At 71.7% G+C, this 13,524-nt stretch carries 17 protein-coding genes; 4 read left to right on the top strand and 13 right to left on the bottom strand.

What is annotated here, in order from left to right:
* Nucleotides 1-179 precede the first annotated feature (179 nt).
* The gene (bldD, locus tag QMK34_RS37700; RefSeq protein WP_003096372.1) at nt 180-668 is read left to right on the top strand and encodes a transcriptional regulator BldD; all 489 of its coding nucleotides are present in this window, start codon (nt 180-182) and stop codon (nt 666-668) included.
* Between the two features lie 240 nt (nt 669-908).
* Here the strand turns inward: bldD and nusB are convergent, their stop codons facing one another.
* From nusB to QMK34_RS37685, 3 genes are read right to left on the bottom strand one after another with little or no spacing between them, the layout of a single operon-like run.
* Nucleotides 909-1,373, bottom strand: a complete 465-nt coding sequence (gene nusB, locus QMK34_RS37695; protein WP_326419553.1) for a transcription antitermination factor NusB — start codon at nt 1,371-1,373, stop codon at nt 909-911.
* Nucleotides 1,373-1,936, bottom strand: a complete 564-nt coding sequence (efp, locus tag QMK34_RS37690; RefSeq protein WP_326419552.1) for an elongation factor P — start codon at nt 1,934-1,936, stop codon at nt 1,373-1,375. The genes nusB and efp overlap by 1 nt, the downstream gene beginning before the upstream one ends.
* A 41-nt stretch (nt 1,937-1,977) precedes the next feature.
* Nucleotides 1,978-3,075, bottom strand: coding sequence for a M24 family metallopeptidase (locus tag QMK34_RS37685; RefSeq protein WP_326419551.1), 1,098 nt, complete (start codon nt 3,073-3,075; stop codon nt 1,978-1,980).
* A gap of 79 nt (nt 3,076-3,154) precedes the next feature.
* Between QMK34_RS37685 and QMK34_RS37680 the strand changes: the two genes are divergently transcribed.
* Nucleotides 3,155-3,592, top strand: coding sequence for a hypothetical protein (locus QMK34_RS37680; RefSeq protein ID WP_442785303.1), 438 nt, complete (start codon nt 3,155-3,157; stop codon nt 3,590-3,592).
* Here the strand turns inward: QMK34_RS37680 and QMK34_RS37675 are convergent.
* Together QMK34_RS37675 and QMK34_RS37670 are read right to left on the bottom strand one after the other, a co-directional pair.
* Entirely contained in the window at nt 3,589-5,100 is a 1,512-nt protein-coding gene (locus tag QMK34_RS37675; protein ID WP_326419549.1) for a beta-xylosidase, read from the bottom strand. The genes QMK34_RS37680 and QMK34_RS37675 overlap by 4 nt on opposite strands.
* Nucleotides 5,101-5,122: 22 nt before the next feature.
* Complete coding sequence (locus tag QMK34_RS37670; RefSeq protein ID WP_326419548.1) at nt 5,123-5,962, bottom strand: GNAT family N-acetyltransferase; 840 nt, start codon at nt 5,960-5,962, stop codon at nt 5,123-5,125.
* Nucleotides 5,963-6,395: 433 nt separating this feature from the next.
* Here QMK34_RS37670 and aroD point away from each other — a divergent pair, with 433 nt between their 5' ends.
* Nucleotides 6,396-7,142, top strand: coding sequence for a type I 3-dehydroquinate dehydratase (gene aroD / locus QMK34_RS37665; protein WP_326419547.1), 747 nt, complete (start codon nt 6,396-6,398; stop codon nt 7,140-7,142).
* A gap of 24 nt (nt 7,143-7,166) precedes the next feature.
* Here the strand turns inward: aroD and aroB are convergent, their stop codons facing one another.
* From aroB to QMK34_RS37625, 8 genes are all read right to left on the bottom strand, one after another.
* A complete protein-coding gene (gene aroB, locus QMK34_RS37660; RefSeq protein WP_326419546.1) occupies nt 7,167-8,276 on the bottom strand; it encodes a 3-dehydroquinate synthase in 1,110 nt (369 codons plus the stop codon).
* 30 nt (nt 8,277-8,306) lie between these two features.
* Entirely contained in the window at nt 8,307-8,735 is a 429-nt protein-coding gene (locus QMK34_RS37655) for a hypothetical protein (RefSeq protein ID WP_326419545.1), read from the bottom strand.
* Nucleotides 8,732-9,259, bottom strand: a complete 528-nt coding sequence (locus tag QMK34_RS37650) for a shikimate kinase (protein ID WP_326419544.1) — start codon at nt 9,257-9,259, stop codon at nt 8,732-8,734. Before QMK34_RS37650 ends, QMK34_RS37655 begins: the two co-directional genes overlap by 4 nt.
* The gene (gene aroC / locus QMK34_RS37645) at nt 9,256-10,443 is read right to left on the bottom strand and encodes a chorismate synthase (RefSeq protein ID WP_326419567.1); all 1,188 of its coding nucleotides are present in this window, start codon (nt 10,441-10,443) and stop codon (nt 9,256-9,258) included. The genes QMK34_RS37650 and aroC overlap by 4 nt, the downstream gene beginning before the upstream one ends.
* Before the next feature lie 65 nt (nt 10,444-10,508).
* Nucleotides 10,509-11,168 (bottom strand): prepilin peptidase, encoded by a 660-nt coding sequence (locus QMK34_RS37640; RefSeq protein ID WP_442785306.1) that lies wholly within the window; start codon nt 11,166-11,168, stop codon nt 10,509-10,511.
* 117 nt (nt 11,169-11,285) lie between these two features.
* Nucleotides 11,286-11,945: an anti-sigma factor family protein gene (locus QMK34_RS37635; RefSeq protein ID WP_326419542.1), complete on the bottom strand. Its 660-nt coding sequence runs from the start codon at nt 11,943-11,945 to the stop codon at nt 11,286-11,288.
* Entirely contained in the window at nt 11,942-12,427 is a 486-nt protein-coding gene (locus QMK34_RS37630; protein WP_442785305.1) for a sigma-70 family RNA polymerase sigma factor, read from the bottom strand. Before QMK34_RS37630 ends, QMK34_RS37635 begins: the two co-directional genes overlap by 4 nt.
* A gap of 23 nt (nt 12,428-12,450) precedes the next feature.
* Entirely contained in the window at nt 12,451-12,819 is a 369-nt protein-coding gene (locus QMK34_RS37625) for a hypothetical protein (protein WP_326419540.1), read from the bottom strand.
* A 122-nt stretch (nt 12,820-12,941) separates the two neighbouring features.
* On the opposite strand from QMK34_RS37625, the gene QMK34_RS37620 reads away from it, so the two are divergent.
* The gene (locus tag QMK34_RS37620; RefSeq protein ID WP_326419539.1) at nt 12,942-13,385 is read left to right on the top strand and encodes a QcrA and Rieske domain-containing protein; all 444 of its coding nucleotides are present in this window, start codon (nt 12,942-12,944) and stop codon (nt 13,383-13,385) included.
* Nucleotides 13,386-13,524: the final 139 nt, after the last annotated feature.

Here is a 13,524-nt window from a genome sequence, read left to right as displayed (position 1 = left end):
TCCACTCAGCCTTACGGGTGGTGTGGCACGTCTCGCCGGTGGGATATCCGCAGCTCGATCGACGTTCTGCTTGACCTGGTGACAACTATGCGTAACCATTACTCTGAGTATTCGACTCAAGAGTCCCCTGGACCGGTCATCCCGACCGAGGCGGGGGTGAGGAAACGGAGAACCAGCAGATGGGCGATTACGCCAAGGCGCTCGGGGCCAAGCTCCGCGGGATCCGCCAGCAGCAGGGCCTGTCCCTGCACGGGGTCGAGCAGAAGTCCGGCGGCCGCTGGAAGGCCGTCGTCGTCGGCTCGTACGAGCGTGGCGATCGGGCCGTCACCGTCCAGAAGCTGGCCGAACTGGCCGACTTCTACGGCGTGCCGGTGGTCGAACTGCTGCCGGAGGGCCGCGTGCCCTCGGGTGCCGAACCCGCCACGAAGATCGTCATAAACCTGGAGCGCCTGCAGCAGCTCCCGGCGGAGAAGGTCGGCCCGCTGGCCCGCTACGCCGCCACCATCCAGAGCCAGCGCGGCGACTACAACGGCAAGGTGCTCTCGATCCGCACCGAGGACCTGCGGTCACTCGCGATCATCTACGACATGACACCGGGCGAGCTGACCGAGCAGCTCATCGACTGGGGCGTCCTCCCCCCCGAGGCGCGCCCGTCCAAAGAAGATTGATGACGCAGTGGGCCTTTTCTCGGATCGGGGACCGAAAAGGCCCACTGAAAGCCACACTCGACCACAACTGAGGCGACCACGGCTGAGGCGATCACGGCTGAGGCGACCCGAGTCTCTTGATCTTTTGGAGTCGCGCGTTTTGGCCGAAGGCCCTGGGATCGCGATGGCAGGGCGCCCTCCAACATGACGCGACTTGCGCGCAGAAGGAGCGCCCTGGCAGCGCGATCCCAGTCGCGCGATTTAAAGCACAGCTCGGAGCCTGTCGGCGATGGTGCCGATGCGGCCGAGCACGCCGTTGACGAACCTCGGCGAGTCGTCCGTGGACAGTTCCTTCGCCAGGCCCACGGCCTCGTCGATGGCGACCGGATCCGGGACGTCGTCCGCCCAGAGCAGCTCGTAGACCCCGACCCGCAGCACGGCGAGGTCCACCGGCGGCATGCGGTCGAGCGTCCAGCCCTGGGAGTGTTCCGCCAGCAGCTCGTCGATGCTCGACCGGCGGGCGGTGACGCCCTCGAGCAGCGAGATCGTGTAGTCCCCGATCGGGTCGACCTCGACCGACCCGACCCGGTCGGCCAGCAGGGTGACCGGGTCGGCGCCGCGCTGCGCGGCTTCGTACATCATCTCGACAGCGCGGCGGCGCGCCTGACGGCGGCTGATCGGCCCGCCGCGGTCGGGGTGCTTGGGCAGCTTGTCCGGCGAGTTCATCAGTTGGAGACGCGGCCCAGGTAGCGGCCGTCACGGGTGTCGACCTTGATCTTCTCGCCCGTGGTGAGGAACAGCGGCACCTGGATCTCGGCACCGGTCTCCAGCGTGGCGGGCTTGGTGCCGCCGGTCGAGCGGTCGCCCTGCAGGCCGGGGTCGGTGTGCTGGACGAGGATCTCGACCGAGGTCGGGAGCTCGATGTAGAGCGGGACGCCCTCGTGCACCGCGACCTGGACCTCGGTGTTCTCGAGCAGGTAGTTCGCGTTGTCGGCGACGGTCTCGGGCAGCACCGAGATCTGGTCGAACGTGTCGGCGTCCATGAACACGAAGTCCTGGCCGTCCTTGTAGAGGTAGGTCATGTTCCGGCGGTCGACGGTCGCGGTCTCGACCTTGGTGCCCGCGTTGAACGTCTTGTCGACGACCTTCCCGGTCATCACGTGCTTCAGCGTCGTGCGGACGAACGCGCCGCCCTTGCCCGGCTTCACGTGCTGGAAGGCGATGACGGTCCAAAGGTTGCCCTCGAGGTTGAGGACGAGCCCGTTCTTCAGGTCGTTGGTGGTGGCCACGAGCTTGCAGTCTCCTGTGTCGATCGTCCGGTGGGCCGTCCTCAGACGACCACGAGTTCCTTGGTGCTCTGGGTGAGGAGTTCGGGCGCACCGTCCCGCACGACCAGCGTGTCCTCTATGCGCACGCCCCCGCGGCCCGCGAGATACACGCCAGGCTCGACGGTGACCGCCATACCGGCGGTCAGTGTACCGACGCCCGCCGCCGCCAGGCTCGGTGCCTCATGCACCTGCAGCCCGACGCCGTGCCCGAGGCCGTGCGCGAACTCCTCGCCGTGGCCCGCGGCGACGATCACCCGGCGGGCCGCGGAATCCACTTCAGCCACCTCGGCCCCCGGTTTCACCGCCGCCGAACCGGCCGCCTGCGCGCGGCGGACCAGCGCGTAGACCTCCCGCTGCCAGTCCGCGGGCTCGCCGAGCACGAAGGTCCTGGTCATGTCGGAGTGATAGCCGTCGAAGGTCGCGCCGAAGTCCAGCTTCACGAAGTCCCCGGCCGCCAGCACCGCCGCGGTGGGCTGGTGGTGCGGGATCGCGGAGTTCGCCCCGGCGGCGACGATCGAGTCGAAGGACGGGCCGGTGGAGCCGTGCCCGAGCATGCGGTTCTCCAGGTCCCTGGCCACTTCGAGCTCGGTGCGGCCGGGCCGGAGGCCACCGGCGGCGACGAGGTCTGCCAGCGCCCGGTCGGCCGCGGCGCAGGCCTCGCTCAGCGCGGCGACCTCGTGCTCGTCCTTGACCAGCCGGAGCTCTTCGACAAGACCAGGGGTGCGGATCAGCTCGACGCGGTCGAACCGCACCTTCATCGTCTCGTGCTGCTCGACGCTCACGTGCTGGCTCTCGAACCCCGTTCGCCCGTGGACGGCCACCTGGGCGGCCGCCTTGTCCGCCAGCGCGAGGGCGCTGGCGCGGTTCAGGACGCGCTCCAGGTCGGGCACCTCGGCGGCGGACTGGGCGGTGTACCGGCCGTCGGTGCAGAACACCGTCCGCTCCTCGCCGCCGGTGTGCAGCAGCAGGGCGGCGTTGGAGCCGGTGAACCCGGTCAGGTACCGGATGTTGAGCAGGTCGGTGAGCAGCAGCGCGTCGACCCCGACGCGGGTGAGCAGGGTCCGCAGCGCCGCGCGGCGGCGGGCGTGGAGTTCAGGCACCCGGCCAGCCTAGGCGTCCGGGCGGGGGAAAGTGCGGGCCGGACGTCCGGACCAGCGGGTTCGGTTTATCATCGGGGTCATGCGGGCCTGGCTGATTCGTTCCTTCGTCATGGCCGTGCTGCACGGCGCGGTGCTCACCCTGCTCGCCGAATTCGAGGTCTTCACCCCGACGGACACGACACTGGTCACCTCGATCGGGGTGGCCGTGCTGGTCGGCGCGGCGGCGCTGTGGAGCGCGGTGGACGCGTGGCTCGGGCTGGCCGAGGCTGGCAAGGTCTGGTTCATCACCTCGCTGATCACCGGGCTGCTGGCCGGGATCCTCTACGTCGTCGGGCGCGCGATCTTCGTCGACCAGACGGGGGCGTCCGAGCTCAGCGCGGCCCTGACCGGCGGCGCCGCGTTCTCCGCGCTGCTGGTGCTCGTCCCGGCGGGACTCGGACTGTTCTTCGGCAGCCGGGTGAGCCGCTCCCCCGCCGCCGAAGAGGCCGAGACCGACCTGGACTCCAGCGTCGGCTAGCGCGCCCCTGCCGGATAGGCGTCCCACTGCTGGGTGCTGATCAGGTCCACGGTCGAATCGTTGCGCACGGCGGCGGACGCGTCCGGCACCGGCCACAGCCTGCCGTCGATGAGCGCGCCGATACCGCGGGCGTCGGCCCGGACGAACCGCGCCGCGGCGCTGAGCCGCGCCGCCACCGGGAGCCGGTCGATCATGGGCAACCGCTTGCCGAGCAGCTCACCGGCCAGCGAAGCGGCCACGGACCGGCGGTCGACGCGCAGCAGCTTGCCGCCGGTCACCAGGTCCATCGTCCGCTGCGGCGACGGCATCGCCACCCCGTCGAGGGTGCTCAGCAGGCTGTCCTGGCTGTCGCAGGCGTGCAGGCCCTGGACGTCGAGGCCGAACCGGCGCAGGTCCGTCGGGGCGCCCGCGCTGCCGATGGCGGTCGAGCGGACGACGTCGAACGGCACCCTGGCGCACGGCTCGGCCGGGGAGAGTGGCGCGTGCCCGTCCGGCCGGCGCACCAGTCCCGGCCCCTCCTTCCACACCCCGGGTATCAGCAGGGGCAGGTACGGCTGGGCGGTGAAGTCGCGGGTCCGGAAGCTGAGCTGGGTGCCGCCGTCGACCTCGTGGGCGATCACGAAGGCGTCCAGCGCGCCGACCCACATGAGGTCGGAGCTGAACGCGTCCACCACCGAACGGGTCCGCGGCGAAGCCGTGTTCGCCACCGCGGCGAAGCCGTGGTCACCGGCCGCCTCGACGCCGGAGCCGAACGCCGGGTCGCGAGAACGGAGCACGAACTGCCCGGCGCCGTTCCAGCCGGCGGCCTTGCCGGTGGTGTCGGTGAACATCAGGTAGAACCAGCCATCGAGGTACACCGCGGACGGCTGGCCCGCGCCATAGACGTTGTCCCGGTGGACGTCGTGCGACGGGTTCAGGATCGGCGCGCCGCTCCCGGCCCTGGTCCAGTGCTCGCCGTCGGTGCTGGTGGCGAGCCCGACGGAGTTCCCGAGCGCGTGGTCGCCCGCCGCGCCGGTGTAGTACAGGTAGTAGGTGGAGCCGACCCGCAGCACCGACGGGTCGCAGGTGTGCATGCCGTCGAAGTTGCCGGGGGCGCCCGAGAACACGGCGCCCGCGGCGCTGAACGGGCCGTCGGGCGACGGCGACTGGGCGTAGAGGATGTCGTCGCCCGCGGGCTGGGCGACGCCGTACTGGCTGCACCACCACATCCGGGTCCGGCCCCCGTCGAGCATCACCGAGGGGCCGTAGTTGTACACCGCGTCCTGGCCGCCAGCGGCGATCACGCCGCCGCTCTGCCGGGCCGAGCCGGAGCCCAGTGCTACGTCGACGGGCCGGGGCGGTTTGGGGGGCGGGGGCTTCTCGCCGCCGATGCCACTTTGGTGGTCACCCGCGCCCTCGGCCTGGGGCTGTGCGTAACCGTCACTACAGCCCGCCAGCACGAAAACGGCCAGCGCGGAGGCAAGGAGGACACGAGCGGGTCGCCGGCCCCCACGACGATACGGACGCATGATGGCCGAGTGTAGCGATTACCTACCTCGGTCGGGTGACGCCGTCCTCGATCGGTGGGCCTTCGAGGGCGACGAGCTCGACCTCGAAGCCGTCGGAGTTCTCCCAATACGCCGCGTCGTGCCGGGCGCCGCCCGCATACGGGTAGCGATCCTCGAACAGCGGCTGCCAGCCGTGGCGCGGGGCACTGCCCTGCAGCGCGTCCACCCTGGCGCGCGTGTCGACGTGCAGGGCGAGGTGGTTGAGCCCCGGCCGGTTCCGCTCGTGCGCGCCCGCGCTGAGCGCGGGCGACTGCTCGACGACCAGGTAGGCCGGGCCGGACTTCCAGCTGACCCCGGCGGGCCAGCGCTGGTGCTCGCGCCAGCCCAGCTCGCCCAGCAGCCAGCCCCAGCTCCGCTCCGCCCTTGCCAGGTCCGGCACCCACAGCTCGAGGTGGTGGGGCCGCCCGTGCGTGGTCGGCAGCGCGACCAGCACGCGGTGCGTGTCTCCATAGTGGACACCGCCACCCATGTCGAGGAAACCCAGTCGCTCCAATACTTTCAGACTGGCCACATTGGACTCGTGCACCAAGGCCCAGACCGCGGGCAGGCCGAGCGTGGTCAGCCCGTGCGCGAGCACCGCCGACGCCGCTTCGGTCGCGTACCCGAGCCCACCGCAGGCCGGATCGACGTAGTAACCGATCTCGGCCACCCCGCCGGGCAGCTCCACTGACGGCCTCAGGTGCGCGATGCCGATCACTTCGGGAGCGGGCCGCGACGAGCCGAGCCCGACACCGTCGGCGTCCGTCTCGACAGCCTGCGCCACCTCGATCGCCCAGTGCCCCATGCCCGAAGGGCCGTCGTAGGCCAGCCGCCGGTCCATCATCGCGCGGACCTGCGCGGGATCGGTCCAGTCGGCCGCCAGGTAGCGGCTCTGCCCGGGGAGCCGAAGACCTTTACGATCACGTCGGTGTCCGCCTCGGTGAGCGCGCGCAACCGCAGCCGAGCGGTGCGCAGCCCGGGAACGGTCATGAGCGGGGGAAACCGGTACGCCGGTGACGGATGTCGATCACGATCGGACAACTTACCGGATAGTGCGCCGTCGCGGGGCAGATCTGCGATCCCGGCCGTTGTCCGCGGGAATTCATGAACGGTTTCCCGGAAACCCGGTGGCGGCGCATCTCCAGTACTCGCGCCAAATCAGTGTGCGGCAACCCCGCCGGATTCGTCTTTTGTCGGCGCCGCACTGGCGGCTGGTAAACTGGGAGCTGGGAAACTGGGGAAGGCCGCGAAACAATCGAATCGAAGGACACCCGAGAATGAATTCCGTTCGCGCACTGCTTCGCGGCGATGGTCCGCTCGTCGCTGTCAGCTTCGGCGACCAGGACAGCGAGCGCGCGGCCGCCGAAGCGCGGGCGCTGGGTGTCGACGTCGCCGAACTGCGTGTCGACCAGTTCGTCCGGACCGACGCCGAGCACGTCGTGGCCCAGGTTCGCGCGTTCGGCGAGCTGCCGGTGCTGGTCACCGTCCGCGCCGCGCACGAGGGCGGCGGGTGGCACGGGACAGGGGCGGAGCGGCTGGAACTGTTCCGCGCGGTCGCCCCGCTGGCCGACGCGGTCGACATCGAACTGTCCTCACAGGACATCCTGGCGGACGTGGTCGCGCTGGGCCGGGAGCACGACGCGGTGACGATCGTGTCGTACCACGACTTCGACCACACGCCAGCCCTCGCCGACCTCAAGGCCGTGGTCAGGGACGCGAAGGAAGCCGGCGCCGACATCGTCAAGGTGTCCACGATGGCGAACTCGGGCCAAGACGTGAAGCGACTCGCTTCGCTTCTGCTCGAGACCGGCGACCAGGCCGACCTGATCGTCATCGCGATGGGCGCGACCGGGACCGTTTCCCGGGTCTTCTTCCCCGTGCTGGGTTCTCGGCTGACCTATTCCTACCTTGGCGAAAACCGCACCTCCGGCCAGCTCGGCTTCACCGATACGCTCGACCTGCTGCGCAGGTTCTACCCGGATTTCGACCACCGGAAGACCACCGCGCAGGCCGCGAACGGGTGAGGTGACCAGCCCGCGACGGGACCTTTACAGCAGGATGCTCCCGCCAGGCTTGGGGGCCTCGGCCGCGATCGCCGAGTACGCGGCGGCCAGCAGCACCGGGTCCGGGCCCTCCAGCCTGCCGGGCTTGGCCAGCGCGTCGAGGACGACGAAGCGCAGCACGCCGGAGCGGGTCTTCTTGTCGCCCTTCATGCTCTCCAGCAGCTGCGGGAGCGCGTCCGCGTCGTAGGTGGTGGGCAGCCCGAGCAGGCGGAGCACCGACGCGTGCCGCTCGGCCGTGGCGTCGTCGAGGCGACCGGCCAGGCGGGCGAGCTCCGCGGCGAACACCAGGCCGACGCTCACCGCCGCGCCGTGGCGCCAGCGGTAGCGCTCGCGGCGCTCGATGGCGTGGGCGAGGGTGTGGCCGTAGTTGAGGATCTCGCGCAGGTCCGACTCGCGCAGGTCGGCGGTGACCACGTCAGCCTTGACCTGGATCGAGCGGCGGACCAGCTCCGCGAGGACCTCGCCCTGGGTGTCGAGCGCGGCGGCGGGGTCGGCCTCGATCAGCTCGAGGATGCGGGGATCGGCGATGAACCCCGTCTTGACCACCTCGGCCATCCCGGCCACGAGTTCGTTCGGGGGCAGCGTCTCCAGTGTGGCAAGGTCGACGAAGACCGCGCTCGGCTCGTGGAACACGCCGACCAGGTTCTTCCCGGCCTCGGTGTTGATGCCGGTCTTGCCGCCGACGGCCGCGTCGACCATGCCGAGCAGCGTGGTGGGCACGTTGACCAGCCGCACGCCGCGCATCCAGGTGGCGGCGACGAACCCGGCGAGGTCGGTCACCGCACCGCCGCCCAGCCCGACGACCACGCCCTGGCGGTCGAGGCCGATGCGGCCGAGGACCTCCCAGCAGAAGCTCGCGACCGACAGTGCCTTGCCGTCCTCGGCGTCGGGGATCTCCACGCGGTGCGCGTCGAGCCCGGCGGCGACCAGCTCGTCGCGGATGGCCTCGGCCGTCGCGGTGAGCGTGGGCGGGTGCACCAGCGCGATCTTGGAGGCGTCGGCGAGCCGCGCGGTCAGGTCACCGAGCAGGCCGCGGCCGATCACCACCTCGTAGGGCCGTGCGGTCTTGACCGGGATACGGACCGGGTCGGACATCGTGCTCCTCGCTGCTTCTGGGCCGCTCGGCTATTTCGGCGGCAGCCGCTTCGCCGTGGCGACCGCGCAGGTGATCTTGCCCTGCACCGGGGTGTCGCCGGGAATGTCTTCGGTGACCCGCTCGCCGGGGTCCATGCGGTTCTTCGCGAACACCGCTTCACCGGCGTCCTTGCCGGTCGCGTCCTTGATCCGCACCGTCACCGCGTACCCCTGGGCGGCCAGCGCGCTGTTGACGACCTCGAGCCCGACCGTCGGCGTGTAAGCGCCGGCGACGCACTGGGTGATCTTCACGTCCGCCCTGACGATCTCGTCGTCGACGGCGCTCGTGCCGGGTGCGGACGCGATGGTGGTGTCGGTGGTTTCGACGACGTCACTGCCCGGCGGGTTGCTCTCCTGCGCGCACGCGGCCGAGCCGAGCACGACAGCGGCCAACATCGTCACCAGCGCGACGCGGGTCACGCGGGGCCTGTCGCGGACCGCTCGGCCAGCTCGGCGGCGGCCAGCGCCACCACCTGCGCGGGGGTCCGCTTGTCGGTGGCGATCTCGATGGTGGCCACCTGCCGGTAGACCGGGAGCCGGGCGTCGAGCAGGCCCTTGTACGTCGCCCGCGGGTTGACCCCGGCGAGCAGCGGGCGCGCCGAGGACAGGCCGCTGCGCTGCACCCCTTCGGCCATCCCGACGTTGAGGAACAGCACCGTGTGCGCGGCGAGCCTGGCCCGCGTGGCCTCGGCGAGCGGCGCACCGCCACCGAGCGAGAGGATGCCTTCGTGCTCGGCCAGCGCCAGCGCGATGGCCTGCTCTTCGAGCGCGCGGAACGCGGGCTCGCCGTCCTCGGTGAAAATGTCGGTGATCGCCTTGCCCGCGATGGCGACGATGTCGTCGTCGCTGTCCCGGAACGCCACCCCGAGCTCGGCAGCGAGCAACGGGCCCACGGTGCTCTTGCCGGAGCCCGGCGGGCCGACGATGACCGCCCGCGGGCTCACCAGCGCTCCTCTAGCGCCTTCAGGTAGCCATCGGCGTTGCGCTTGCTCTCGACGAGCGAGTCGCCGCCGAACTTCTCCAGCGCGGCGTCGGCCAGCACCAGCGCGACCACCGACTCCAGCACGACACCGGCGCGCGGCACGGCGCAGACGTCGGAACGCTGGTGGATGGCGACCGCGGGCTCGCCGGTCGTGACGTCCACAGTGGCCAGTGCCTTCGGGACGGTGGAAATCGGCTTCATGGCCACCCGGACGCGCAGCGGCTCGCCGTTGGTGATGCCGCCTTCGAGCCCGCCGGCGCGGTTGGACCTGCGGGTCACCCCGACCGGCCCAGTGCCGGGGTCGATCTCGTCGTGGGCCTGGCTGCCCCAGCGGCGGGCGGTGGTGAAGCCGTCACCGATCTCGACCCCCTTCATCGCCTGGACGCCCATGAGCGCGCCGGCGAGGCGGGCGTCGAGCCTGCGGTCCCAGTGGACGTGCGAGCCGAGGCCCGGCGGCAGGCCGTACGCGAGCACCTCGATCACGCCGCCGACGGTGTCGCCCGCCTTGCGGACGGCGTCGACCTCGGCGACCATCGCGTCCGTCCCGGCCTGGGAGAATGCGCGGACCGGGCTGGCGTCGACGGCTTCGAGGTCACCCGGCAGCGGCAGCGGGCCCTCGGGGGCCTCCGCGCCGCCGATGGACACGACGTGGCTGAGGATCTCGACCCCGAGCAGCTGCCGCAGGTACGCCCGCGCGACCGTGCCCAGCGCCGTGCGCGACGCCGTCTCCCTGGCGCTCGCCCGCTCCAGCACGGGACGGGCCTCTTCGAAGCCGTACTTCTGCATGCCCGGCAGGTCGGCGTGGCCGGGCCGGGGCCGGGTGAGCGGCTCGTTGCGGGCGAGCCCGGCGAGGACCTCGGGGTCCACCGGGTCGGCAGCCATGACCTGCTCCCACTTCGGCCACTCGGCGTTCTGGATCTGCACCGCGACCGGGCCGCCCTGGGTGAGCCCGTGCCGCACGCCGCCGACGAACTCGACGTGGTCGGTCTCGAAGCCCATCCGGGGACTGCGGCCGAGGCCGAGACGGCGGCGAGCCAGCTGTTCGGACAGATCGGCGGTCGTGACACGCACTCCGGCGACCATGCCTTCCAGCACGGCGGCGAGAGCGGGCCCATGTGATTCACCTGCGGTGATCCAGCGCAACACCCGATAGATCCTGTCATGGTGCCCCGATCGGGTCAGCACAACCCTCCCCTTCCTCCGCGGACCCGCTACCAGCGCCCCGCCACCCCCGATCCGGGAGCGGGGAACACCGCGAACAACCAGGTCGCGGCCAGCAGACCCGGCCCGTGCGGCACCCCGCGCGCGGCCGAGGACTGCCCAGCGGCCGGGCGCAGGAACCGCCGCACCGCTCCGGCCGCCGCCAGCGCCGCGCTGAGCAGCGCCGCGGCGACCGCGCCGAGCACCACGGCGGGCCAGCCCACGGCGGCCAGCACCGCGCCCAGGCTTCCGGCCAGCTTCACGTCCCCGGCGCCGAGCGAGGCGGGTGAGCACAGGTGGAGCACGGCGTGGGCCACGCCGAACACCACGACGCCCAGCGCGGCGCGGACACCCAGGGCGGTGTCGGCCCAGGCGGCGGCCGCCAGCGCGGCGGCGATCGCCGGGTAGGCGGGCAGGGTCAGCACGTCGGGCAGGCGGCGGTGCCGCAGGTCCGCCAGCGCGAGCGGCACGGCGAAAACGGTCAGCACCCAGGGCACGGGCAGCCACCGAGCGGGCCAGCCACCGGCCTGCAGGCGGGAGGCGACGACGGCCAGCGCGGCCGCGGACAGCACGGCGACCGGCCAGGCCGCGACGGGCGCGACGGCGGCGCGCAGCGGTATCCGCGCCAGGAGGCCGGTGGCCACGCCGGACGCGATGAGCAGGACGGACATTCCCCAGTGCACGTCGTCCAGCTTCCGGCCGCCACCGTCGTCCGGCAAGGCCGTGACCAGCACGAACGGACCGCTCGCGCGCTTCAGGCACGATTTTCACCCGACCGGGTGGCGGGCTCAGGTGGTGAGGCGCAGCACGGGCATCCCGGTCCTGGTGCGGATCTCGAGCGCCCGGATGTCACCCCGGTGCAGCGGCGTGCTGACGACGATCCGGGCGGTGTCCTGGGGCACCGCCTGCCAGGAGGCGAGCTCGGTGACCCGGCCGTCCGGCCCGACCGTGACCAGGACGTAGTCGCCGGTCCGGTTGCCCCCGTAACTGCACGACATCTCCACCCGCGTGCCCCAGACCTGCTCGCCGAGGCTCGCGTCGGCCCGCACCGGGTAGCTGCCCAGCGCGGTCATCGAGGTCCCGGCGGCCACCGTGGTCCCCGGCGCCGTGTCCGGCCCGGTCACCAGGACGACCACGAGCGCCGCGCAGGCCGCGACGGCGGTGGCCAGCGCGCCGCCGACGAGCGCGAACCGTCGTTGACGCCGCCGGTGCACGCGCTGCAGCAGGGCAGGCAGCAGCGACGCGGGCGGCGGGCCCGCCGAAGGCGCGGGCACCCCGCCCGTCTGGGCCAGCAGCCCGGGGAGCCCGGCGAGTTCGCGCACCGACGCCGCGCAGCGGTCGCAGTCGGGCAGGTGCTGCTCGAACTGCTGCCGGTCGTCCGGCGAAAGGGCGCCGAGCACGTACGCGGCGTCGTAGTTCGTGAACGGGTCTTCGGGTCGCGCGGTCACTGGGTCACCCCTCTCTCTTCAAGCACCAGGCGCAACGCCCGCAGCGCGTAGTGCGTTCGTGACTTGACCGTCCCCTCGGCCACACCCAGCTTCGCCGCGGCGTCCGCGACGGAACAACCCTGGAAAAAGCAGAGCAGCAGCACCTCACGATGGCGTAGCGAGAGTTCGACCAGCGCCTCGGCCACCACCCAGCCCTGCACGGCGCGTTCGGTGCCGTCGGTCACCGGGAGCTCCGGGGGCGCGTCGGTGACCACCTCGGACCGCGACGAGGCCGAGCGCCAGTCGTCGATGGCGATCCGGCGGGCCACGGTGAACAGCCAGGACCTGGCCGAGCCGGTCGACTGGTCGAGCACCCGCGGGTTCCGCCAGGCCCGCAGCAGGGTCTCCTGCACCACGTCCTCCGCCCGCGCCCGGTCCCCGCTGGTGAGATGCAGGGCGAACGACCAGAGTGCCGACGCGTGTTCCTCGTGCAGCGCCTGCATCAGCTGGTCTTCGACCGGCTTCTTCACGTGGGCCTGCGTTCACGGAAGAACAACAGGGCGAAACCGAAGACCACGCACGCCGCCTCGGTGACCACGCCCCACACCTCGGCCTGGGTGACGAACTGCTCCTGGACGCCGAAGAACCCGACGGTCACCGAAAGCAGGTACGCGCCGAGGGTCGCGGCCCCGAACCCGAGCGCGGCGAGCGCGGGCAGCCAGTGGCGCCACAGCAGCACCGCGGCCGCGATCACCAGCCCGGCGACGGCGTTGACCAGGAACAGCGGGCCGACCACGGAGATGCCGGAGAAGCCGTCACGCCAGAGGACGTAGTGCACCCAGGCCGAACCCAGCAGCCCGGCGGCCACCACCACCCGTAACACCCACGCGATCATGACCACTCCCCGTGCCGGTGAAACCTACTCCCTTGTACACGGGGTACCCCCCGTTCAGGTTCAATCCGGTGCGGCCGTCCGGCGGAGTGAACCGGATCGGGCCGTCATCCGTGTATCCAGGCATGACTGCCGAACCGCTCTCCCGCCGCACCGTCCTCACCACCGGCGCCGCCGTCGCCGGAGCCGCCGTGGGCGCCGTCGCCCTGACCGCCTGTGGCAGCAGCGCCGGCACGCCTTCGGGCGGCCAGGCCGGCGCCCCGGCCGCCTCCCCCGGCCAGCCGCTGACCGCGCTGGCCGACATCCAGGTCGGCCAGGCCAAGGCCGCCAAGACCGCCGACGGCAAGGACGTCATCGTCGCCAGGACCGCCGAAACCACGGTCGCCGCGTTCAGCGCGATCTGCACCCACCAGGGCTGCACGGTGGCGCCGCAGGGCGCCGAACTGCACTGTCCCTGCCACGGTTCCGTGTTCGACGCCCTGACCGGCGCGGTCAAGAAGGGCCCGGCGAGCTCGCCGCTGCCCGCGGTCGCGGTGAAGGTCGACAACGGCCAGGTCGTCACTTCCTGACCCCCAGCACTCAGCTTGTTGTTTAACCTCGGCGGTTAGTGTGGCGACCCCAGTTGATCATGGAAGCAGCCCTTGGTTGATCATGCTTCTTGCGACGGAAGATGATCCAACCAAGGGCTGCGTGATCAGTGTGCATGAT

The sequence above is a fragment of the Amycolatopsis sp. H20-H5 genome (genome assembly GCF_035828755.1).
GTDB lineage: Bacteria > Actinomycetota > Actinomycetes > Mycobacteriales > Pseudonocardiaceae > Amycolatopsis.
This window is presented reverse-complemented; position numbering and strand designations above follow the sequence as displayed.

Bases quoted from the DNA above. Each gene is read 5' to 3' on its own strand.
- aroB (WP_326419546.1), bottom strand. From the start codon at position 8,276: ATGTCCGACCCGGTCCGTATCCCGGTCAAGACCGCACGGCCCTACGAG.
- QMK34_RS37625 (WP_326419540.1), bottom strand. From the start codon at position 12,819: ATGATCGCGTGGGTGTTACGGGTGGTGGTGGCCGCCGGGCTGCTGGGT.
- QMK34_RS37670 (WP_326419548.1), bottom strand. From the start codon at position 5,962: ATGATGGACCGGCGGCTGGCCTACGACGGCCCTTCGGGCATGGGGCAC.
- nusB (WP_326419553.1), bottom strand. From the start codon at position 1,373: ATGAACTCGCCGGACAAGCTGCCCAAGCACCCCGACCGCGGCGGGCCG.
- QMK34_RS37640 (WP_442785306.1), bottom strand. From the start codon at position 11,168: ATGTCCGTCCTGCTCATCGCGTCCGGCGTGGCCACCGGCCTCCTGGCG.
- aroD (WP_326419547.1), top strand. From the start codon at position 6,396: ATGAATTCCGTTCGCGCACTGCTTCGCGGCGATGGTCCGCTCGTCGCT.
- QMK34_RS37630 (WP_442785305.1), bottom strand. From the start codon at position 12,427: ATGCAGGCGCTGCACGAGGAACACGCGTCGGCACTCTGGTCGTTCGCC.
- QMK34_RS37680 (WP_442785303.1), top strand. From the start codon at position 3,155: ATGCGGGCCTGGCTGATTCGTTCCTTCGTCATGGCCGTGCTGCACGGC.
- QMK34_RS37620 (WP_326419539.1), top strand. From the start codon at position 12,942: ATGACTGCCGAACCGCTCTCCCGCCGCACCGTCCTCACCACCGGCGCC.
- bldD (WP_003096372.1), top strand. From the start codon at position 180: ATGGGCGATTACGCCAAGGCGCTCGGGGCCAAGCTCCGCGGGATCCGC.
- QMK34_RS37675 (WP_326419549.1), bottom strand. From the start codon at position 5,100: ATGCGTCCGTATCGTCGTGGGGGCCGGCGACCCGCTCGTGTCCTCCTT.